Origin of the sequence: Vibrio sp. M250220 (assembly GCF_036533795.1) — a bacterium.
Taxonomy (GTDB): Bacteria; Pseudomonadota; Gammaproteobacteria; order Enterobacterales; family Vibrionaceae; genus Vibrio.
In genome coordinates, this window is the sequence record NZ_JATABI010000007.1 from 32182 (window position 1) to 53481 (window position 21300).

20 protein-coding genes and 1 other RNA gene are annotated in these 21300 nt (G+C 46.4%); 4 read left to right on the plus strand and 17 right to left on the minus strand.

Annotation, left to right across the window (positions count from 1 at the left end):
- Nucleotides 1–118: 118 nt before the first annotated feature.
- The 12 genes from murC to rsmI all read right to left on the minus strand — a co-directional run bounded on the left by murC (nt 119) and on the right by rsmI (nt 13794).
- Nucleotides 119–1579 (minus strand): UDP-N-acetylmuramate--L-alanine ligase, encoded by a 1461-nt coding sequence (murC, locus tag QTN94_RS04605; RefSeq protein WP_331416230.1) that lies wholly within the window; start codon nt 1577–1579, stop codon nt 119–121.
- A 12-nt stretch (nt 1580–1591) separates the two neighbouring features.
- Nucleotides 1592–2653 (minus strand): undecaprenyldiphospho-muramoylpentapeptide beta-N-acetylglucosaminyltransferase, encoded by a 1062-nt coding sequence (gene murG / locus QTN94_RS04610; protein ID WP_331416229.1) that lies wholly within the window; start codon nt 2651–2653, stop codon nt 1592–1594.
- A gap of 6 nt (nt 2654–2659) precedes the next feature.
- Complete coding sequence (gene ftsW, locus QTN94_RS04615; protein WP_331427048.1) at nt 2660–3838, minus strand: cell division protein FtsW; 1179 nt, start codon at nt 3836–3838, stop codon at nt 2660–2662.
- Between the two features lie 15 nt (nt 3839–3853).
- Nucleotides 3854–5179 (minus strand): UDP-N-acetylmuramoyl-L-alanine--D-glutamate ligase, encoded by a 1326-nt coding sequence (murD, locus tag QTN94_RS04620; protein ID WP_331427049.1) that lies wholly within the window; start codon nt 5177–5179, stop codon nt 3854–3856.
- 13 nt (nt 5180–5192) lie between these two features.
- Nucleotides 5193–6275, minus strand: coding sequence for a phospho-N-acetylmuramoyl-pentapeptide-transferase (gene mraY, locus QTN94_RS04625; RefSeq protein ID WP_331416226.1), 1083 nt, complete (start codon nt 6273–6275; stop codon nt 5193–5195).
- Entirely contained in the window at nt 6272–7630 is a 1359-nt protein-coding gene (locus tag QTN94_RS04630) for a UDP-N-acetylmuramoyl-tripeptide--D-alanyl-D-alanine ligase (protein WP_331427051.1), read from the minus strand. The genes mraY and QTN94_RS04630 overlap by 4 nt, the downstream gene beginning before the upstream one ends.
- On the minus strand, nt 7627–9111 hold the full coding sequence (gene murE / locus QTN94_RS04635; protein ID WP_331427053.1) for a UDP-N-acetylmuramoyl-L-alanyl-D-glutamate--2,6-diaminopimelate ligase: 1485 nt from the start codon (nt 9109–9111) through the stop codon (nt 7627–7629). Before murE ends, QTN94_RS04630 begins: the two co-directional genes overlap by 4 nt.
- Nucleotides 9112–9122: 11 nt before the next feature.
- Complete coding sequence (locus QTN94_RS04640; protein ID WP_331427054.1) at nt 9123–10847, minus strand: penicillin-binding transpeptidase domain-containing protein; 1725 nt, start codon at nt 10845–10847, stop codon at nt 9123–9125.
- A complete protein-coding gene (ftsL, locus tag QTN94_RS04645) occupies nt 10844–11161 on the minus strand; it encodes a cell division protein FtsL (RefSeq protein WP_138972522.1) in 318 nt (105 codons plus the stop codon). The genes QTN94_RS04640 and ftsL overlap by 4 nt, the downstream gene beginning before the upstream one ends.
- A gap of 6 nt (nt 11162–11167) precedes the next feature.
- Nucleotides 11168–12118, minus strand: coding sequence for a 16S rRNA (cytosine(1402)-N(4))-methyltransferase RsmH (gene rsmH / locus QTN94_RS04650; protein WP_138972523.1), 951 nt, complete (start codon nt 12116–12118; stop codon nt 11168–11170).
- Between the two features lie 186 nt (nt 12119–12304).
- Nucleotides 12305–12733: RNase P RNA component class A (gene rnpB, locus QTN94_RS04655), an RNA gene on the minus strand.
- 197 nt (nt 12734–12930) lie between these two features.
- A complete protein-coding gene (gene rsmI, locus QTN94_RS04660) occupies nt 12931–13794 on the minus strand; it encodes a 16S rRNA (cytidine(1402)-2'-O)-methyltransferase (RefSeq protein WP_138972524.1) in 864 nt (287 codons plus the stop codon).
- 63 nt (nt 13795–13857) lie between these two features.
- Here rsmI and QTN94_RS04665 point away from each other — a divergent pair, with 63 nt between their 5' ends.
- From QTN94_RS04665 to QTN94_RS04680, 4 genes are read left to right on the plus strand one after another with little or no spacing between them, the layout of a single operon-like run.
- Nucleotides 13858–15672, plus strand: a complete 1815-nt coding sequence (locus QTN94_RS04665; protein ID WP_331427056.1) for a penicillin-binding protein activator — start codon at nt 13858–13860, stop codon at nt 15670–15672.
- Nucleotides 15659–16024 carry a YraN family protein gene (locus QTN94_RS04670; protein ID WP_443088781.1) on the plus strand — a complete coding sequence of 122 codons (366 nt, stop codon included), beginning with the start codon at nt 15659–15661 and terminating at the stop codon, nt 16022–16024. Before QTN94_RS04665 ends, QTN94_RS04670 begins: the two co-directional genes overlap by 14 nt.
- 3 nt (nt 16025–16027) lie before the next feature.
- A complete protein-coding gene (locus tag QTN94_RS04675; protein ID WP_331416219.1) occupies nt 16028–16618 on the plus strand; it encodes a phosphoheptose isomerase in 591 nt (196 codons plus the stop codon).
- 3 nt (nt 16619–16621) lie between these two features.
- Nucleotides 16622–17191 (plus strand): BON domain-containing protein, encoded by a 570-nt coding sequence (locus tag QTN94_RS04680; RefSeq protein WP_331416246.1) that lies wholly within the window; start codon nt 16622–16624, stop codon nt 17189–17191.
- A gap of 46 nt (nt 17192–17237) precedes the next feature.
- Here QTN94_RS04680 and sspB read toward each other — a convergent pair whose 3' ends face one another.
- The 5 genes from sspB to petA form a co-directional block, all read right to left on the minus strand.
- The gene (gene sspB, locus QTN94_RS04685; protein WP_138972528.1) at nt 17238–17723 is read right to left on the minus strand and encodes a ClpXP protease specificity-enhancing factor; all 486 of its coding nucleotides are present in this window, start codon (nt 17721–17723) and stop codon (nt 17238–17240) included.
- Between the two features lie 11 nt (nt 17724–17734).
- Nucleotides 17735–18370 (minus strand): stringent starvation protein SspA, encoded by a 636-nt coding sequence (gene sspA, locus QTN94_RS04690; protein WP_331416218.1) that lies wholly within the window; start codon nt 18368–18370, stop codon nt 17735–17737.
- A 96-nt stretch (nt 18371–18466) separates the two neighbouring features.
- Nucleotides 18467–19204: a cytochrome c1 gene (locus QTN94_RS04695; protein ID WP_331427057.1), complete on the minus strand. Its 738-nt coding sequence runs from the start codon at nt 19202–19204 to the stop codon at nt 18467–18469.
- A complete protein-coding gene (locus QTN94_RS04700) occupies nt 19201–20466 on the minus strand; it encodes a cytochrome b (protein ID WP_006877361.1) in 1266 nt (421 codons plus the stop codon). The genes QTN94_RS04695 and QTN94_RS04700 overlap by 4 nt, the downstream gene beginning before the upstream one ends.
- A complete protein-coding gene (gene petA, locus QTN94_RS04705; RefSeq protein ID WP_138972531.1) occupies nt 20466–21059 on the minus strand; it encodes a ubiquinol-cytochrome c reductase iron-sulfur subunit in 594 nt (197 codons plus the stop codon). Before petA ends, QTN94_RS04700 begins: the two co-directional genes overlap by 1 nt.
- Nucleotides 21060–21300 lie beyond the last annotated feature (241 nt).

Consider the following 21300-nt stretch of genomic DNA (forward strand, 5'->3'; position numbering starts at 1 on the left):
GCACTTACTTTAACCTTCGGATTATACTGGCGTCATAGAAAGTATCAAACACTGATATTAAGAAATCGCCACTTAAAACGGAATAAGTGACGCAATTAGTCAAAATTCAATGTTTAAATCAAGCTTGAGACATCTTGTCGACATTTAACTCAAGAGCTTCGAGCTGTTTCGCTACCTTACCAACATCACCCGCACCTTGAGTTAGTACTAAGTCACCATCTTGTAAAACATTAGCGAGAACTGAAGGTAACGCCTTGCTATCTGGAACAAAAATCGGATCAATCTTACCGCGACTACGAATAGTCCTACATAAAGAGCGTCCATCGGCTCCCGAGATAGGTTTCTCACCTGCAGAATAAACATCCAACATGATCAGAACATCAACTTGTTCGAGTACATTGGCGAAATCATCGTAAAGATCTCGTGTTCGGCTATAACGGTGAGGCTGAAAAATCATAACGAGACGTTTATCCTGCCAACCATTGCGTGCAGCTTGAATGGTCACATCAACTTCCGTTGGATGATGTCCATAATCATCGACCAGCATGGCCTGACCATTACCAGTATTGAACTCACCAAGGTGTTCAAATCTGCGTCCTGTACCTTGAGTTCCGGCCATGGCTTTTAGAACGGCCTCATCACTAATGTCATCCTCAGTAGCAACCGCGATTGCCGCAGACGCATTCAGTGCGTTGTGCCTACCAGGAATATTGAGAGTAATATCTAAATCCGGTTTGCCATGGCGAGCAACGGTGAATTTGCCTTGCTGCCCTTCTTGTCGGTAATGAGTAATGCGTACATCCGCATCCTCAGAGAAACCATAGGTGATCACCTGACGGCTAATGATTGGAACCAATTCTCGTACAACAGGATCATCAATGCATACGATCGCTTGACCGTAAAATGGAAGGTTGTGAAGAAAATCGATAAATGTCTGCTTTAGAGTCTCAAAATCACCACCATAGGTATCCATATGATCAGCTTCGATATTGGTGACGATGCTGACCATTGGCTGAAGGTGTAGGAATGAAGCATCACTTTCATCCGCTTCTGCAATTAAGATACGGCTCGAACCGAGACGAGCATTAGTTCCGACACTCTTAACAAGACCGCCATTAACGAACGTTGGATCTAAGCCAGCTTCTGAGTAAATTTGTGTGACAAGTGCAGTGGTTGTGGTTTTACCATGTGTACCAGCAACCGCAATGCCGTGGCGGAAGCGCATTAACTCAGCAAGCATTTCAGCACGACGAACGACCGGAATACGTGCTGCGCGCGCCGCTATTATCTCTGGGTTTTCTTCATTGATGGCGGTTGAAACAACGACAACACTCGCCTCTGAAACATTTTCTTTTGCATGACCAATAAATACTGTCGCGCCTTTCTTAATCAGACGTTCTATCGTCACATTAGCCGCAATATCTGATCCAGAAATTTGATATCCTTCATTCAGTAATACTTCGGCAATACCGCTCATACCTGCACCACCAATACCGATGAAGTGAATGCATTTTACGCGGCGCATCTCTGGCACCATAGCTCTAATCTGAGCCAAATCTTGAGTATGTTTAACTGTCATGATTCTTTCTCGTTATTTCGTCAGTGCAATAATGGCTTCAGAGACCACACTATCTGCATCTAACTTAGCAGCGTCTCGTGCTTTCTTTGCCATATCAAGCAAAGCCGCGCGATCTAGCTGTTGAATTTCGTTCGCAAGTTTCTCTACGGTGAGTTCACCCTGCTCAATCATTTTTGCTGCACCACACTCTACCAAATGGTCAGCATTCAAGGCCTGCTGTCTATCTTTATGCATAAACGGGATAAAGATAGCCCCGACACCCGCAGCGGATACTTCAGATACGGTCAGCGCACCTGAGCGACACACAAGTAGATCAGCCCATTGATAAGCCGCGGCTACATCATCGATAAACTCGAGCACTTCCGCGCTCTCGACTTGATGCTCGGCGTATGCTTGCGCCACTTCCTGCTGGTTGTTTTTACCAGCCTGGTGGCGAATCTGATAGCCACTGCCAAGCTTAGCCATCACTTCAGGTAACGTTCGGTTAAGGATCTGAGCACCTTGGCTGCCTCCCATAACCAAAATTCTGATATCACCATCACGCTGACTCATCCGGCTAGTTGGCGGTTCAATGGTCACCACATCTTCACGCACAGGGTTACCAACAACTGGAGCCGCTGGGAAAGCCCCTGGGAAAGCCTGAAAAACCTGACGAGCTATCTTAGATAGCCATTGATTTGTCAGGCCCGCAACAGCGTTTTGTTCATGCAAAACAATAGGGATACCAAGTGACCATGCAGCGATTCCGCCCGGTCCACTTACGTAGCCACCCATACCAAGAACTGCATCTGGCTTCCAACGCTTCATATGAGCTCTCGCCTGAAACACAGCATTGATAATCTGCAATGGTGCGGCAATTAATCGGCCAATGCCTTGACCGCGTAGACCTTTTACTTTGATAAAATCGATCTCGATACCGTGTTTCGGCACCAAATCCGCTTCCATACGATCAGCAGTACCCAACCAGCGAATATCCCAACCTTGCGACTGAAGCTTTTTCGCAACGGCAAGTCCTGGGAAAACATGGCCACCTGTCCCGCCAGCCATAACCATTAATCTTTTATTCGTTTTCATCTGTATTTAACTTTTGTTCTTGTTTTCTGCACTACCCAATCGGCACTCATAATCGATACGCAGTAAAATGGAAACGGCAACAGCCATGACGATCAAACTCGAACCACCATAACTGATCAGAGGTAACGTCAAACCTTTGGTGGGTACCATACCCGCAGCAGCACCGACGTTGACTAGAGTTTGGAAAGCAAACCAAATCCCGATACCAAATGCTAAATAGCCACCAAAGAGTTGGTTGTTTTCAAATGCCTTACGACCAATATAAATCGCTTTTAACACCAAACTAAAAATCAGCATCAATACCAGTACAACCCCCACATAACCTAACTCTTCGGCTAGCACGGCGAAGACAAAGTCAGTATGCGCTTCTGGTAGATATTCCAATTTTTGAATTGAGTTGCCTAACCCTTGGCCGAACCACTCGCCACGGCCAAATGCCATCAAAGATTGAGTTAACTGATATCCACTACCAAATGGGTCATCCCACGGATCCATGAAAGAGGTAACACGGCGCATCCGGTAAGGTTCGATATAGATAAGCGTTGCAACCGCAACCAAGCCTACGACCATTAAAGCGAGAAACTGAGTCAGCTTGGCTCCAGCAATAAACAACATACCAAACAGAGTAACCAACATCACGATGACGGTCCCTAAGTCAGGCTGGAGCAACAGTAAACTCGCCAGCGTTGCAAAGACAATAATCGGCTTGATAAAACCGCCGAAAAAGCTGGACCGAACTTCTTCACTCTTTCGCACTAAATAACCAGACATGAAGATGAACAACGACAGTTTGGCGACTTCTGCTGGCTGTAAGTTAAACAAGCCTAATGGAATCCATCGCGAAGCACCGTTCACCGATTTACCCGCAACGAGCACGACGATGAGTAGTCCGATTGAAAGCAACAAAAGCCAAGTACTGAACTCTAACCAACGCTTGATCGGGACTTGAAGGATAACGGCCGAGGTGGAGATGGCCAGCACCAAAAAAATAGCGTGGCGAAACATAAAGTGAAAAGGTTGGTCAGTTAACCGAGAACTGATTGGAAACGAAGCAGAGGTCACCATCACCAGCCCAGTCAGCATCAACCCCAAAGAGATCCATACTAACTGTCGGTCATACAGGGCTTCGGGTGACGATGTAGTCACCCAACGTTTGATGCTGCCAAAAACGTTTCGAGTTTGCATAGTTCCCTACGTTATTTATGCGTAAGCTTTCGCTAGCTCGGTGAATGCATCTCCACGAGCCATAAAATTACTGAACTGGTCAAAGCTGGCACAGGCTGGAGAAAGTAATACCATATCTCCGGCAATCACATTGGGCGCTAACCACTGAATGATCTCTTCCATATCGTCAAAACGCTGAGCGCTTGGGTGAAGCGGCATAAACTGGTCACCGTCCTCACCAAAACAGCATAATTGCAGCTTCAAAGGCTTGAGTATCGGTTCTAACTGGGAGAAATCAGCACCTTTACCGATACCACCCACTAAAAGATACAGGGTGCCTTCCAGCTCAAGACCCGCCAAGGCTGCCATAGTGCTGGCGACATTCGTCGCTTTCGAATCATTGACCCACTTAACACCACGATTATCGGCAACCACTTGGCAGCGATGTGTCAAACCGCGGTAAGATTTCAACGCAGCTAAGCCTTTTTCGATATCAACGCCGACTTGCGCTAACAAGGCTAATACCACTAATGCGTTGGCAACATTATGACGACCAACAAGTGAGAGTTCCGATGTAGGACAAATAAGCGTGCCATTGACTGAAATATACTCGATACCATGCTGCGCAGTAACGGCAAACTGGGTTGGCTCAACCAGACTAAACTCGATCAGGTTATGCCCATCATGGTCTGGGTAGGTTTGTTTATCGTCAGCATTGACCACACAAGCTTCAGCATGCTCAAAGATGCGCAACTTCGCTTGGCGATAATCTTCCATACCTTGGTAACGATCCATATGGTCTTCAGATAGATTCAAAAACGCCGCCGCTTTTGGCGCTAATGAGCGCGTCGTTTCTAACTGGAAGCTGGACAATTCTAGAACATATAAGTCCGCATCCAACGCAAGAAGATCTAACGCAGGCACACCAATGTTGCCGCCAACACCGACTGTAAGACCGGCCGCTTTAGCAACCTGCCCCGTCCAATCTGTGACGGTACTCTTACCATTTGAGCCAGTAATGGCGATCACTGGTTTATCGACTTGCCACGCAAACAGCTCAATATCGCCAACAACAGGGATACTCTTGGCGAGCACCTGCTGAATTTCGGGCGTCGCTAAAGCAATTCCGGGATTAGTCACAACCAGATCAGCTTCAAGTAACCAGTTCAGATTCCAACTTCCACTATGTAGAGCAATCCCCTGTGGTAAGGCTTCACTGCCCGGTGGGTTTTCACGCGTATCGATAACGCGAACATCTAGCGTTTTCTGTAATGAGGTTAAGTACTTAACGACAGAGAGCCCGGTGATACCGAGCCCTACAACAACGACTTTCTCAATACCTTGCCAACGATCCGTGGTCATGGTGTGAACTTCCTTATCGAACTTTAAGCGTCGCTAAACCGACAAGAACAAGCACAATAGAGATGATCCAGAAACGAACGATCACTCGTGGTTCAGGCCAACCTTTTAGCTCGTAATGATGGTGAATTGGTGCCATACGGAAAATACGTTGACCACGCAACTTATAGGAACCGACCTGTAAGATTACAGAAAGCGTTTCCATTACAAAAACCCCCCCCATAATCACTAAAACAAATTCCTGACGAACCAACACGGCAATGGTACCAAGCGCACCACCTAAGGCGAGTGAGCCCACATCACCCATAAACACTTGTGCTGGGTAAGTGTTGAACCATAGGAAACCAAGTCCTGCGCCCACTATTGCGGTACAAACGACCACTAGCTCCGACGCTTGCGGAATGTATGGAATATGTAGGTAATTAGCAAAGTTGACGTTGCCCGTCGCCCAAGCAATAGCCGCAAAACCAGCTGAAACTAATACCGTTGGCATAATCGCTAGGCCATCCAGGCCATCGGTCAAGTTCACCGCATTACTGGTGCCGACAATAACGAAGTAAGTCAGTACAATGTACATCAAGCCAAGTTGAGGCATGATCTCTTTGAAAAACGGTACCACTAGCTGAGTGGCCGCGGTGTCTTTACCATGAGCGTATAGCGCGAAAGCGACAACCAGCGCAATAGCAGACTGCCAAAAGTACTTCCAGCGAGCAATCAAACCATCGGTGTTTTTACGTACGACCTTGCGGTAGTCATCAACAAACCCGACTGCACCGTAACCAATAAGAACGGCCAGAACTGACCATACATAAGGGTTTGAGAGATCCGTCCATAACAGAACCGTCGTTACAATGGACGTCAGAATCATTATCCCACCCATTGTAGGCGTACCGCGTTTACTGAAGTGAGACTCAGGACCTTCATTTCGAACCACCTGACCGATCTGCAATAACTGCAAACGGCGGATCATGATTGGTCCCATCCACAATGAAATGCCTAACGCGGTAAGTACACTCACAATCGCACGAAACGACAGGTACTCAAATAATCGGAAGAATGAAAAATATGGCTGTAGTAGCTCCGCGAGCCAAATAATCATGTATACATCTCCTTGACAGCAGTAGCGACTTTACTCATTCCAGCACTATTTGCCCCTTTGACTAGCAGTGTTTGTGGTTCTTGATGCTGTACTATCTGCTGTTTAATATAATCAATCATGCTCTGATGGCTATCAAAATGAAGACCATCACACTCATTGCTGATCGCTTTTGCATCAGCGCCATATGTGAGCACGTGTTCGAATTCGAATGGGGCTGCATGTTCTCCGACTTGACGGTGAAGTGCAAGACTTTCATCGCCTAACTCAGCCATATTACCCAAAATTAACCAACGAATTCCCTTGAAGCTCGCCAACAGATCCGCCGCGGCTTTCATCGCGGGTACGCTGGCATTATAACTATCGTCAATAAGCTTGATCTTGTCGTTGAGTTCAATCACCTCAACTCGACCTTTAACCTTGCTTAAATGAGCCAAGCCGGTTTGTACCATTTCTAGATTGGCGCCCAGTTCTAACGCCAATGCTGTCGCCGCCAATGCGTTAGCAACGTTGTGTTGACCAACAATGCCAAGTTTGACTGCAATCTCGCCAAACGGTGAAACCAGAGTAAAGCTGGCTTCACCACACGCATTGAGACCGATCTCTTTGGCAAAGTAGTCGGCATCTGAATCAACAACTGAAAAACTTTTTACCTGTTTGTCAGCGAGAACACCTTGCCAATAATCTCCACCATGACTGTCTAAATTGATAATCGCGACCGAGCCAGGTTTTAATCCCTGATAGATTTCACCTTTCGCTTGTTTTACACCATCAAGAGAGCCAAAACCTTCTAAGTGCGCCGCAGCAACATTATTGACTAACGCAACGTCTGCTTTGACCAGATTAGTCGTGTAAGCAATTTCTCCGATGTGGTTCGCGCCCATCTCAATAACGGCATAGTCATCTTCAGGCGTTGAACGCAGCAATGTTAGTGGAACACCGATGTCGTTATTGAAATTCCCAGCGGTAAACAAAACTCGTCCTTGCTGCGCCATAATGCTCGCAACCATCTCTTTGACGGTTGTTTTACCGGCACTGCCCGTGATCGCAACAGTAGGGGTCTGACAAGCATGATGAACCAGTGAACCAAGCTGACCCAAAGCCAGTTTAGTATCTTTGACCAACAGTTGCGGGACATCACTGTCCACGACTCTACTGACCAACAGAGCACCAGCACCTGACTCAACCGCTTGTGCAACGAAGTCATGGGCATCAAAACGTTCGCCAACCAGTGCAACAAAAAGAGCACCAGTTTCAATCACTCGTGTATCCGTTGATACAGATTCTATTGCCGTGTCATTACCAATTAGCTCAGCGTCTAATGCTTGTGCGATTTGGCTTAACATCAAGGTAATCATAACGACACCTCCAAAAGTTGTAGCGCAGACTCTCGGTCTGAATATTGGATAGTTTTGTCCGCCATCACTTGATAATCTTCATGCCCTTTGCCAGCAAGTAAGATAATGTCCAACTCACTGCTATGAGCGAGGGCATGCTTGAGCGCATTAAATCGATTGTGCTCAACAATGGCTTGTTGGGGATTCTGCATTCCTTCCAGCATGTCCTCTACGATTGCTGCCGGAGATTCACTACGTGGGTTATCATCGGTCAATATCACTTTGTCAGCCAGACTTTCACCAATCGCAGCCATCATTGGACGCTTACCCTTATCACGATCACCACCACAACCAAAGATTGCCCATAGCTTGCCATGGCAATGAACACGAAGCGCTTGTAATGCTTTTTCTAATGCATCTGGGGTGTGGGCATAATCGACCACGACTTTCGCTTTGCCATTTGCTGTAAATAGCTCCATTCGACCGAGTACAGGTTTTAAGGAACCAGCCACATCAAACAACGCTTGTTTGTCGATACCAAGTGCGAGTAGTGCGGTTAATGCCACTAAGACATTACTTGCATTAAACTCACCGATAAGTGCGACCGTAAATTCTCCACGCCCAAACATCCCATCAATGGATAACGTTATTCCTGCTTCGCTATAACTTACACTTTGAGCCCATACTGCATTTGGGTAATCCGTTGGCTGAAGAGAAACCGCAATGGGCGAATCTAGGCGTTGAATCCAACAAGCCCCGACTTCATCATCAACGTTAATCACCGCCGCTTTGCACTGATGTTGGCTAAATAGCGAAAACTTTGCCTCGGCATACTCTTCCATCGTGCCATGATAATCGAGGTGATCACGACTAAGATTGGAAAACACGCCGACTTCAAACGGTAGAGTTTTAACGCGCCCTTGAACCAAGCCATGTGAAGAAACTTCCAACGCGGAGTATCGCGCCCCCTGCTCTTCTAATCGATACAGAGTTTGCTGAATTTCTATCGCATTGCCTGTCGTGTTAGCTACGGGTTGCAGGTCAGAGAGAAAACCATTGCCCGTAGTACCCATAACGGCGGCTTTCTGGCCAACAAGATCAAGCCACTGCGCCATAATCTGGGTAATCGTGGTTTTACCATTCGTTCCCGTTACGCCAATGAGCTTGTTCTTGGCCAGCGGATAAAGTTGGCTAGCGAGAGCGGATAGATGCTGATTGAGTTGGTTGATATAGACAACACTCACTCCAGAGACATTCGTTACCTCACCATGAGGATGCAACTCACACGCCTCAGCAATCACCGCGTTTGCGCCCAGCTCTATTGCTGAAGGGATAAAACGTCGACCATCAACGGCATGACCTTTAATCGCAACAAACGTCGTGCCTTGAGTGACTTTGCGGCTATCGAGTTCTAGTCGTTGCACGACCATACTGGCACTATCTTCAGCAGAAATATCCAACCATGGGGAAAGTAAGGCGGCTAAGGTCAGTTCCTTGAACATATCAAACTCACTTAATCTTGTTTAAATTTGTTTTCGTCAGGCGCTACATTCAATATCTGTAACGTCCCTTTTAATATTTCAGCAAAGACGGGGCTCGCTACAGAACCACCGTAGTAGTTATCACCTTGTGGTTCATTGACCACCACAACCAAAGCGACTCTTGGATCGCTGGCTGGCGCTACGCCCGCGGTATAGGCAAAATATTCATCACCATAACCGCCCGCTATCGCTTTACGTGAAGTACCTGTTTTTGCGGCAACTCGGTAACCAGGTACGGCTGCTTTCGTCGCAGTACCGCCAGGCTGTGTGACCGTTTCTAGCATCGCCAGTACTTTTCGAGCATTTTCTCTATCGATAACTTGTTTTGACAGATCTTGCTGATTGTTCTCGATGATATGAATGGGCTGATACTGACCTAAATTACCCAATGTGGCATAAGCATGGGCTAATTGAAGAGGCGTGATAGTGAGACCATAACCGAATGATAAAGTCGCGATTTCAAATTTTGACCAGCGACGACGATTAGGGAAAATCCCCTGTGTTTCACCAACTAGGTTGAGCCCTGACACTTCACCAAAACCCACCGAACTATACATACCTAACAAGGCTTCGAGTGGCATTTCTAACGCCAGTTTAGCCACCCCGATATTACTCGACTTTTTAAGAATGATGGTTAAGTCAGCCTTACCGACTTTTGAGGTATCACGGACACGGCTTCCGCCAATTTGCATGATGCCGTCACCGGTATCAATCACCGTTTTGTCATCGGCAACGCCGTTCTCTAAAGCCGCCAAAACAACAAAAGGTTTCACCGTTGAACCAGGTTCAAACGCATCGGTAATCACTCGGTTACGCATTTTGGCAGACTGAAGGTCTGAACGATTATTTGGGTTGTAAGACGGAGCATTCACCATCGCCAAGACGGCTCCCGTTTTCACATCAAGGATAACGGCAGAACCCGAGGTTGCACGATAGTCAGCAACCGCCTGCTTAATGGCTCGGAACGCGATCGCTTGAATACGTTGATCAATCGTCAGCTCTAACGGCTTACCTTCTTCACGTTCTTCCAAAGAGATGTTTTCTACCACGCGTCCATAACGGTCTTTACGAATAATTCGTTTGCCGGCTTCACCAGTCAGCCATTTGTCATAGCTGCGCTCAACACCTTCAAGACCATGACCATCAATCCCAGTCACCCCCACTAAGTGGGCACTTACCTCACCTGCTGGATAGTAACGTCTTGACTCAGCCTTTAGTCCGATGCCTGAAAGTTTCAATTCGCGAATGTAATGCGCCATTGCAGGACTAACCTGACGCTGAAGATAGATAAAGCGACGGTCTTTGTTGTCATTAATCTTATCGATCAGGCTTTGACGCTTAACGCCTAACACGTCAGCGAGTGCATACCAACGGTTTATATCGTCTAGACCACCCGCTTTGAAAATGGCCACCGGGTCAGCCCAAACCGCCTCAACAGGCACACTCACCGCTAAAGGTTCACCATTGCGATCAGAAATGATGCCGCGAGCTGAATGCAGCGTTTTGGCTCGAACCGAACGTAAATCCCCCTGCTTGATCAAGTTATCAGGTTCAATAATTTGGATATAAGCGATACGACCAGCAAGTGCTGCAAAGGCACAAAAAACAAAAAATAGCACTACATAGAATCGCCAACGGATAAGATGAGTTGGCTGCGGCTCGGCTTTCGGCTCAGCGTGTTTTTCTTTCTTGCTCATGGGAGGTTAATAATGACTTCTTTATCGGAATCTGGACGCTTCATTTCCAGCTCTTGTTTTGCCACGGCTTGTACGCGACTGTGCTCGGCTAATGCGGTTTCTTCAAGTAACAAATTACGCCATTCATTATCAAGCCTCTCACGTTCAACTAAGGCCTGATCTTTTTCGGTAATGGCTTGGCGTGTGTGGTGAGTCGTAAATACCACCCCCATCGCACTAGCAAAAATCATCAAGAGGAAGATTAGCGGTACACGACCAACACTCAAAAGATCGAGTGCAATCAGCTTAGCGAGATTGGGCGTTGACTTACTCATGGTTTGTTATAGCTTTTCTGCAATACGTAGCACTGAACTGCGTGAACGTGCATTGTGTTCAACTTCTTGTTTTGACGGTTTAATTGCCTTACCAACCGCTTTTAAGTTCGCACTGCCTAAAGCTTTGATCTGCTCTTCAGTCATTGGAATACCGTGAGGTACTTCTGGTCCTTTACTCTCTTTACGAATAAAGCGTTTTACCATGCGGTCTTCCAGAGAGTGGAAGCTAATCACTGATAGTCGACCTTGTGGCGCAAGAATCTTCGCTGCACCTTTTAGCGCCGTATCAATTTCTTCTAACTCACTGTTGATGTAAATACGGAAGGCTTGGAAAGCACGTGTGGCTGGATGCTTTTTCTCTTTAAAACTTTTTGGTGCTGCGTCTGAAATCAATTTGGCTAGCTGACTGGTACGCGTCAGAGGCTCGTTCTCTTCGTTCTCACGGTAAGCAACGATCGCTTTAGCAATGCGACGCGCATGCTTATCTTCACCAAACTCGCGGATAACCCAAGTAATATCATCCAAGTCAGCTTCCAGCAGCCATTGTGAAACCGGGATACCAGACGTTGGATCCATTCGCATATCCAGCGGACCATCTTTCATAAAGCTGAAACCACGCTCAGCGTCATCAAGTTGAGGAGAAGAAACACCCAGATCCAGCAGAACACCATCCACTTTACCAACCAATCCATACTCTTCGGCATAGTCCGCCATACCAGAGAAAGGACCATGAATAATGGTAAAGCGAGGATCGTCAATTTTGTTTGCTTCAGCGATAGCTTGTGGGTCACGGTCGATACTGTAAAGGCGACCATTTTCGCCCAACTTAGACAATATCGTACGGCTATGACCGCCACGACCGAATGTACCATCGATATAGATACCGTCAGGCTTTATTGCTAAGCCATCAATCGATTCATGCAGGAGTACGGATATGTGTTTAAATGCTTCGGTCATAGTTATCTCATGTGGCTGTCGCATTGACGGATTCAGATTCTCCAGTGTACTGATTTAGCGGCGTATCGCCACTATTAGCACATGAGAACTCGTGATTTAGCGCCAAGTTTAATGGTTCGGAAATAAATTTGGTCAATTAAAAGCAAAAAACCCATCATAACAACAAAGTTACGATGGGTCTCGAATAGGTGGAGCCGACACATAAGCCGGGTTCTGTTCCGCTTGCGCGGCGGTAGCCATTCGTCTAGGCCAGCAATCGCTCACTGGCTCGAGCAACCTACCCGCCTCCTTACGCGAGCAACGCAATGTGGAGGCCTATTTGGTCTTGCTTCAGGTGGAGTTTACCCTGCTACGAACTATTACTAGTCGTCCGGTGCGCTCTTACCGCACCCTTTCACCCTTACCTGTGCCCTAGGGCCATCGGCGGTCTTCTCTCTGCTGCACTTGTCGTAGGCTTGCGCCCCCCAGGCGTTACCTGGCACCTTGCTCTATGAAGCCCGGACTTTCCTCCCCTCTGTCAGTCTCCCGAAGGACGTCAACGTCAGTCTCCCAAAGGGACCTCAACGTCAGTCTCCCGAAGGACATCAACAAAGCAGCGACTACCCAGTCAGCTCCGAGGGCGGATTGTATAGACTAATCCACTAAGTGTCTAGCGAGATCACAAATATGATGCAAACGAGGCGTTAAGTGGTCAAGGAACAGACAGAATACGTTGCTTCGCGAGGCAAGAACGCTGCCCTTCGAGAGTCGAGCAATGGAAAGCTAGAGCTAAAGCGGCTTCTTCTTGATTCTCGACTCCAATGTCTCAACTCTTAACTCAAGTTCTCCAACCCCCACTTATACAGCGCATTTTTCTTCAGGTTGTATATTTCTGCGGCCAATGCGGCGGCTTTTTTAAGGGGTAACTCTTTGGTCAAAATCGCCAGTGTGCGAGTCGCTTCCTCTGGTAAAGTCTCTTCTTCACTCGAACGGTAACCATGAATCAACAGCGCCATTTCACCACGCTGCTGATTCTCATCAGCTTTAACCCATTCCACCAATTCACCCAGTGGCATGCCTTGAATAGTCTCAAAGGTTTTGGTCAGTTCACGGGCAAGAACAACTTCTCGCTCAGGCCCCAAAATGTCTAGCATATCCGCAAGTGAATCTAGGATGCGGTGAGGGGATTCGTAGAATACACATGTACGTTCTACTTTGGCGATTTCTAGGAACTTATCTTTTCGTCCCTTGCTTTTCGCAGGTAAGAACCCTTCAAAGCTGAATCTGTCAGAAGGTAATCCCGATGCGCTGAGCGCGGTAATCACTGCGCAAGCCCCTGGCAGTGGGACAACTTTAACGCCCGCCTGACGACATTGCGTGACAAGATGGTATCCTGGATCACTAATTAATGGGGTGCCGGCATCAGAAACGAGTGCAATTGAGTGCCCAGCTAACAATTTGTCGACTAAGACTTGCGCTTTTTGCTGTTCATTATGATCATGGAGAGCATAAGTTTTAGTTTGAATATTGAAGTGAGAAAGCAACTTACCTGTATGACGTGTATCTTCTGCGGCAATAAGATCGACATTAGATAGCACTTCAATCGCTCGCTGAGTAATATCGCCCAGATTGCCAATGGGTGTAGGTACGATATAAAGGGTAGGAACCTCAGTTAGTAAGGTTTTGTTATCTGTCATTTGTTTACCATCACTTCAACGATTAATATAGACACAATTTTATACGGAATTAACAAAGAGCTCATGGCCATGAAAAACCACAAGCGTCTCAGTGTAACACGCTTACTGACTCCTGTAGCACTTGCTGTCACATTGGCAGCGTGTTCTTCTGCTCCAAAGGCGCCAACAAGTGTCGATATTACCCTCGACCCAAATCAGCCAATCCAGACCTATCTGATGCGTGCTGATAGCAGCCAAGGAAGCCTACAAAATGATTGGCTAATCATGGCACTGAAAGCCTCTATCGATGCTGGAGACGCAACTCAAGCGGAGCTATTGATGAAGCGTTTAGCTCGTCAATCCTTAACCGATATGCAGCAAGCCGAATGGCAACTCGCTCGTGCAGAACTACTTGTTGCTCAAAATCAGCACCAAGAAGCGCTCTCACAACTTAATTTCAGACCATCGTGGCAACTTGCCGATGAGCAGTGGCTAAGCTACCACCAACTTCGCGCCTCCCTATTCACAAAACAAGGTGATTTTTTCAATGCCACTCGTGAACTATCGTTAAGCAGCGGTTACTTACCTGAAAGTGAGCAAGCTTTTGTGGCACAAAGTATCTGGAACAATTTAGGCCAATACACCGGAACTCAACTTGACACCTTCAAGCAACAAGAGACTGACCCTGTTATCGCTGGCTGGCTTGAAGTGACTGGCTTCACCAAGAACTATGCGAGCAACCTACCGCAGTTGAAAAGCAGCTTAGAACAGTGGTTAGCGGCTAATCCAACTCACCCTGCATCGCTATACACTCCGCAGGCAATTAATGAAATTTTGTCTCTTGAACTCATTAAACCCGTCAACACAGCGCTACTGCTACCACTTAGTGGCAAGTTTGCTCAACAAGCTAAGCTAATTCGCGACGGCTTCATCCTAGAGATGATGAATGACAAGGAACGAGATCCTAACGCAACGCTCACCGTGATCGATACCAATGCAACAAGCGTAGCTGAATTAGAGTCGACCTTAGTTGAAAAGCAAATTGATTCAGTTGTAGGCCCGTTACTTAAAGAGAACATTGAGAAACTGCAACAAGCTCAAGCAAGCTTTACTTCAAGTTTACCGATGCTTGCGCTTAACATCCCTGATAATGTTGAAGCGGGAAACAACACTTGCTATCTCGCCCTTTCACCTGAGCAAGAAGTTGCTCAAGCAGCAAAACATTTAGCTAAACAAGGCTACCAATACCCGCTCATCCTTGCTCCTAATGGACGTTTAGGCTCACGTGTCGTGGATGCGTTTAAGCAAGAGTGGAGCAAATACAGTGATAACAAGGTGGCGGTAAACCTCTTTGGTGATAAACGCCAACTGCAACGTGACATCAATAAAGTATTCGGTTTGCAAGATAGCCAGCAACACATTGCTCAGATGGAATCTTTACTTAGTATCCCGCTGGAAAGCCAACCACGCAGTCGCCGCGATGTCGATGCGGTCTACATCGTTGCAAGCAGTGCTGAGTTAACATTAATCAAACCATTTATTGAAGTAGCGATTAACCCAGATACGCTCCCACCGAAGCTCTATTCTAACTCACGCAGCAATAGTGGCCGTCAGCAGTACGAAGATCTAACCGGTGTGATGTACAGTGATATTCCACTATTAATTCAACCAGATGCAAGCTTGAAAGCTCAAATGGATAAATTGTGGCCGAAAGATTCTAACGCAGAGAAGCGCCTGCAAGCCCTAGGTATGGATGCTTACCGTTTGATGGAACATCTACCTCAAATGAAAGTCGTTCAAGGCTACTCTATCGAGGGAAATACTGGCTTGCTAAGTATCGACGAGAACTGCGTCGTACAGCGCGAGATAAGTTGGGCGGAGCATAGTGCCAACCAATAAAAGAGAGCACGGACAACACTACGAAGCCGCAGCACAAAAGTATCTTACTGGTTGCGGCCTCTCATTAATTGAGCGAAACTTCCTAGCCAAAGCTGGCGAGATAGACCTCATTATGCGCGATGGTACAACTATCGTCTTCGTTGAGGTACGCTATCGTAAAAGCCAATCGTTCGGACATGCTGCGGAGACTGTCACGCCTAGCAAAATACGCAAGCTAATAAAAACCGCAAATGTATGGCTAATGAAGAGCGGCTTATCCGTTTACTCGACAGATTTTCGCTTTGACTTGGTGGCGATTCATAACCATGGCCACCAAATCGAATGGCTCAAAAACGTAATAACTCAAGGATAATCGATGCTAGACAGCATTAAAGACAGTTTTACTGAAAGTATTCAAATTCAAATTGCCGCAGCAGAAGCACTGCCTGATGCCATTACACATGCCGCACAAGCTATGGTTGCTAGTCTTCTTAATGGCAACAAGATCCTGTGTTGTGGCAACGGTGGCTCATCCTCGAACGCACAACAGTTTGTTTCTTGTCTTTTAAACCGTTTTGAAACTGAGCGCCCTAGCCTACCTGCAATGGCCTTAACCGCCGATAACACGACTCTTACCGCGGTCGCAAACGACTATCACTACAAAGAGATTTTCTCTAAGCAAGTTCGCGCCTTTGGTCAGACTGGTGACATTCTGCTGGCTATTTCCACCAGCGGGAATAGCAAAAATATCATCAAGGCGATGGAAGCTGCGGTGACAAGAGACATGACTATCATCGCCTTAACAGGCAAGGATGGCGGTGAAATGGCAGGGTTATTGGGTGAGAACGATGTGGAGATTCGGATCCCATCTCACAGAACAGCAAGAATTCACGAAGTTCATATGGTGACGCTACACTGCTTATGCGATCTTATCGACCAAGTATTGTTTCCTGCACACGAAGACTAAATGATGAATTGGTTTAAACCTCTACTGTTATCTCTATTGCTACTCAATCTCACCGGATGCGCTGGTCTATTTGTTGCTGGCGCAGCAACGACAGCAGCAATCGTTATTGACCCTCGAACAACGCAAGAGATCTGGAACGATAATAATATTGAGTTTGAAGTCGCGGGTATTGGTAACAAGCCCCCATTCAGAGGCAATGCCCGTATTACTGCCAGTTCATACAACGGCACCGTAGTTTTGATGGGACAGGCAAACAGCGATCAACTCAAGCAAGAGTTTGAATCGCAAGCACGTAAAATCAAAGGCGTTAAAAACATTCACAATCAACTGCGTGTTAAAGCACCGTTGTCTGTGGGCGAGATTAGCCACGATAGTTGGATAACGACGAAAGTGAAATCCGCTTTACTGGCGAACTCGGAGCTTAACGGCGTAAAAATTAAAGTGATCACCGAAGACAAAGAAGTATTCTTACTCGGTTATGTTTCTCAACAACATGCTGACATTGCAACCGAGTTAGCGCGCAACATATCTGGTGTAAAACAGGTGGTACGTGCCTTTCACCAACAGGGCTAAGCACAACAAATTGAGATAAAAAAAGCAGCGCATTAGCGCTGCTTTTTTATTTGACTACTCTTAGGCTTGGACGCCCTTTGGTCGGTCTTGGAGGCTCATCATCAGAGTTGAGGGACTCTCGTTCCGCACTCTCGTCAGCAACAGACAAAGAGTTCTCTTCATCTTGTTCCTCATAAATCCCTTCTTCTTCATATTCGCCCATGTAAGCTTCTTCAGGTTCAAACATGGTACCTGCACCATTTTCACGGGCATAAATAGCTTGAACAGCATACAAAGGGACGATAACAGAATGAGGACGACCACTAAAACGAGCATTAAAGGTGATCGCTTCGTTTCCTAGTTCCAAGTTACCCACCGCTCTAGGAGCAATATTTAGGATGATTTGTCCATCTTGAACAAACTCCATCGGTACTCGGACACCAGGCAGTTCTGCTGCCACTACGACATGCGGCGTTAAATCGTTATCCACCAACCAATCATAAAACGCACGAAGCATATATGGTCGGCGTGGTGTCATATTGACAATATCCATCTTCTCGCCAATTAACGAGTTAGACGCATTTCACGTTCAGCTTCCGTTAGAGAAGCTAGGAATGAATCACGCTCAAATACACGATTCATGTAAACTTTAAGCTCTTTCGAACCTGGACCAACTAGATCAATACCAAGTTGAGGCAGACGCCATAGCAATGGTGCTAGGTAGCAGTCGATTAGGCTAAATTCTTCGCTCATGAAGTATTCATACTCAGCGAAAACAGGGCCTAGAGTTAGCAGGTCGTTGCGCAGTTTGTTGCGGGCAGCTTCTGCTTCATCAGCAGTGCCTTTTACAATCTTTTCAGCAAGCGTGTACCAGTTTTTCTCGATACGGAAGATCATTAGACGGCTGTTACCACGAGCGACTGGGTATACAGGCATCAATGGCGGATGAGGGAAACGCTCATCTAAGTATTCCATGATGATCTTTGAGTCGTAAAGCGCTAGTTCACGGTCAACAAGTGTTGGTACTGTCTTATATGGATTAAGTTCGATAAGTTCAGCAGGTAGATTTGCTTCATCAACAAGCTCTACTTCTACACTTACACCTTTCTCTGCTAGAACAATACGAACCTGATGGCTATACATATCAGATGCACTTGAAAATAGAGTCATCACAGAACGTTTATTGGCAGCTACAGCCATGGAGCCCTCCAGCACACTTACAAAATAAAAACAATGGAGGCTAAGCCTCCATTGTTAAGTTAAAAATTTGGGAATTAGCACAGTATCGTAGCACAATTAGTGCACATCACGCCAATACTCTTTCTTCAGCAATACGACAACGATTGTAAAGATGATTAAGAAGCCCATAACCCACCAGCCAAGAGCGTGACGCTCAAGCTTCACTGGGTCACCTGAGTACTCAAGGAAGTTCACCAAATCGCGAACTGCATTGTCGTACTCTTCACGGTTAAGCTCACCGCTGCCATCAGCTTCTACACCAACAACTTTCGTCACTTCTTTACCATCAACTAAGTGCGTTTCATACACTGGCTTAGGAATACCTTGTAGCTCTTCAAGAACGTGAGGCATACCAACGCTTGGGAAAACAATGTTGTTCACGCCAAACGGACGGCTTGGATCCTCGTAGAAAGCACGTAGGTAAGTGTATAGCCAATCTGTACCACGAACACGAGCAACAAGTGTTAGATCTGGCGGTGGAGCACCGAACCATTTCGCCGCTGACTTATCTGGAATTGCGTTCTCCATCAAGTCACCCACTTTTGCTTCTGAGTCGAAGATTAAATTGTCTTTTAGCAAATCTAGAGGAATACCGATGTCACGACCAACTCGCTCGTAACGTTGGTATTGAGCTGAGTGACAGCCAAAACAGTAGTTCATAAACAGCTTTGCACCGTTTTGCAATGAAGCTTGGTCACTCAGATCGTTGTTTGCTTTATCTAGTGGTACGTTCGCACCCGCTGCCATTGCCAATGAAGGCAGCATTGCAAATAAAATTACAATCCATTTTTTCATTTGAATGTCACCCTTTCTGGTAGTGGCTTAGTCGCTTCGTTCTTACTGTAGAAGTACAGCAGTACGAAGAACATGAAGTAAGCTAAGCTGAAGATCTGAGCTAGTAGCGTGTACGTTGGTGTTGCTGGAAGCGCACCAAGAATACCCAACGCGATAAAGCTGATCGTGAACTGGATGATGTTGAATAAATGGAACTTACTGCGGTAGCGGTAAGAACGCACGCGACAACGGTCTAGCCACGGTAGTACAAATAGAACCGCAATCGACGCACCCATTGCAATAACACCTAATAGCTTGTCTGGAACCGCACGCAGAATCGCGTAGAACGGAGTGAAGTACCATACAGGAGCAATGTGCTCAGGTGTTTTCAGTGGGTTCGCTGCTTCAAAGTTAGGTGGCTCAAGGAAGTAACCGCCCATTTCTGGGTTGAAGAACAACACGTAACAGAATAGGAACAAGAATCCTGCTACACCGACCATATCCTTAACCGTACCGTATGGGTGGAAAGGAATAGAGTCGATGATATCGTACTTCTTAGTGTAGTAGTCGTGGAACTTAAACTGTGTCTGGTAATCGTCGCCCATCGTGCCTTTTGGCAGCTTAGTTTCAATACCATCAGGGTTGTTTGAACCCACTTCGTGCAGAGCTAGAACGTGTAGAACGATCAACAGCAATAGTACGATTGGTAGTGCGATAACGTGTAGAGCGAAGAAACGGTTAAGCGTCGCACCAGAGATTACGTAGTCACCACGAATCCAAAGTGTTAGATCATCACCGATAACAGGAATGGCACCAAACAGAGAAATGATTACCTGTGCACCCCAGTAAGACATCTGACCCCATGGTAGTAGGTAGCCCATAAATGCTTCTGCCATCAACACGAGGAAGATTAGCATACCGAAGATCCATAGTAGCTCACGAGGCTTCTGGTAAGAACCGTAGATTAAGCCACGGAACATGTGTAGGTAAACAACAACGAAGAATGCCGAAGCACCCGTTGAGTGCATGTAACGTAACAACCAACCGTACTCAACATCACGCATGATGTATTCGATTGACGCAAACGCGCCATCACCAGACGGTACGTAGTTCATTGTTAACCAAATACCCGTTAGGATTTGGTTGACCAATACAAGCATCGCTAGCGAGCCAAATAGATACCAAAAGTTAAAGTTCTTTGGCATCGGGTACTCAGAAAGGTGCTTCTTGTACGCATTCATTGCGGGTATGCGTTTTTCTACCCAATCAAGTAGAGCTTGCATTATGCCTCCCCTTCTTCGTCAACACCGATAAGGATTCTGGTATCACTTAGGTACATGTGTTTTGGAACAACTAGGTTAAGTGGTGCTGGTACACCTTGGAATACACGACCAGCCATGTCGAACTTAGAGCCGTGACATGGACAGAAGAAACCAGACTTAACACCCTGAACTTGTTCAGCAAAACTGTCAGGTAAATAGGTTGGAGAACAACCAAGGTGCGTACAGATACCAACAGCGACAAAATACTCAGGCTTAATTGAGCGGTAAGCGTTTTGAGCATAAGTTGGCTGCTGTTCTTCTCCAGATGCAGGGTCACGTAGTTGACCATCAATTGCTTTCAGTCCATCGACTACGGTTTGTGCACGACGTACAACCCATACAGGTTTACCACGCCACTCGACACGTACCATCTGCCCTTCTTCAAGTTTACCGATATCAACTTCAACAGGGGCACCCGCAGCTTTGGCTTTTTCACTTGGGTTCCAAGATTTAATAAAAGGAACGGCGACAGCAGCTGCTCCTAAACCACCAACAACAGCTGTTGTAGCAGTTAAGAAACGTCTGCGACCGTTATTTAAAGGCGCATTGCTCATCCAAACATTCTCCCATTTGCTCCTTGTGGATTATTGTTATTCCGCTTAAAGAGCATGGCTAACAAAATACGAATTTAGTTGTATTTATTTGATGGCAAATGATAAATAAAACCCTACTTTTTGACAAGATAAAGCTACCTTTTTGTAACATTTGTGAGGCGAATCGCCAGTGACGTCACAAAAGCTGCGTAAGTACGACAAATCAAACAGTAAGTACGGGTGACAAAGGATTTTTTTGGAG

Bases quoted from the DNA above. Each gene is read 5' to 3' on its own strand.
- murC (WP_331416230.1), bottom strand. From the start codon at position 1,579: ATGACAGTTAAACATACTCAAGATTTGGCTCAGATTAGAGCTATGGTG.
- murG (WP_331416229.1), bottom strand. From the start codon at position 2,653: ATGAAAACGAATAAAAGATTAATGGTTATGGCTGGCGGGACAGGTGGC.
- ftsW (WP_331427048.1), bottom strand. From the start codon at position 3,838: ATGCAAACTCGAAACGTTTTTGGCAGCATCAAACGTTGGGTGACTACA.
- murD (WP_331427049.1), bottom strand. From the start codon at position 5,179: ATGACCACGGATCGTTGGCAAGGTATTGAGAAAGTCGTTGTTGTAGGG.
- mraY (WP_331416226.1), bottom strand. From the start codon at position 6,275: ATGATTATTTGGCTCGCGGAGCTACTACAGCCATATTTTTCATTCTTC.
- QTN94_RS04630 (WP_331427051.1), bottom strand. From the start codon at position 7,630: ATGATTACCTTGATGTTAAGCCAAATCGCACAAGCATTAGACGCTGAG.
- murE (WP_331427053.1), bottom strand. From the start codon at position 9,111: ATGTTCAAGGAACTGACCTTAGCCGCCTTACTTTCCCCATGGTTGGAT.
- QTN94_RS04640 (WP_331427054.1), bottom strand. From the start codon at position 10,847: ATGAGCAAGAAAGAAAAACACGCTGAGCCGAAAGCCGAGCCGCAGCCA.
- ftsL (WP_138972522.1), bottom strand. From the start codon at position 11,161: ATGAGTAAGTCAACGCCCAATCTCGCTAAGCTGATTGCACTCGATCTT.
- rsmH (WP_138972523.1), bottom strand. From the start codon at position 12,118: ATGACCGAAGCATTTAAACACATATCCGTACTCCTGCATGAATCGATT.
- rsmI (WP_138972524.1), bottom strand. From the start codon at position 13,794: ATGACAGATAACAAAACCTTACTAACTGAGGTTCCTACCCTTTATATC.
- QTN94_RS04665 (WP_331427056.1), top strand. From the start codon at position 13,858: ATGGCCATGAAAAACCACAAGCGTCTCAGTGTAACACGCTTACTGACT.
- QTN94_RS04675 (WP_331416219.1), top strand. From the start codon at position 16,028: ATGCTAGACAGCATTAAAGACAGTTTTACTGAAAGTATTCAAATTCAA.
- QTN94_RS04680 (WP_331416246.1), top strand. From the start codon at position 16,622: ATGAATTGGTTTAAACCTCTACTGTTATCTCTATTGCTACTCAATCTC.
- sspB (WP_138972528.1), bottom strand. From the start codon at position 17,723: ATGGATATTGTCAATATGACACCACGCCGACCATATATGCTTCGTGCG.
- sspA (WP_331416218.1), bottom strand. From the start codon at position 18,370: ATGGCTGTAGCTGCCAATAAACGTTCTGTGATGACTCTATTTTCAAGT.
- QTN94_RS04695 (WP_331427057.1), bottom strand. From the start codon at position 19,204: ATGAAAAAATGGATTGTAATTTTATTTGCAATGCTGCCTTCATTGGCA.
- QTN94_RS04700 (WP_006877361.1), bottom strand. From the start codon at position 20,466: ATGCAAGCTCTACTTGATTGGGTAGAAAAACGCATACCCGCAATGAAT.
- petA (WP_138972531.1), bottom strand. From the start codon at position 21,059: ATGAGCAATGCGCCTTTAAATAACGGTCGCAGACGTTTCTTAACTGCT.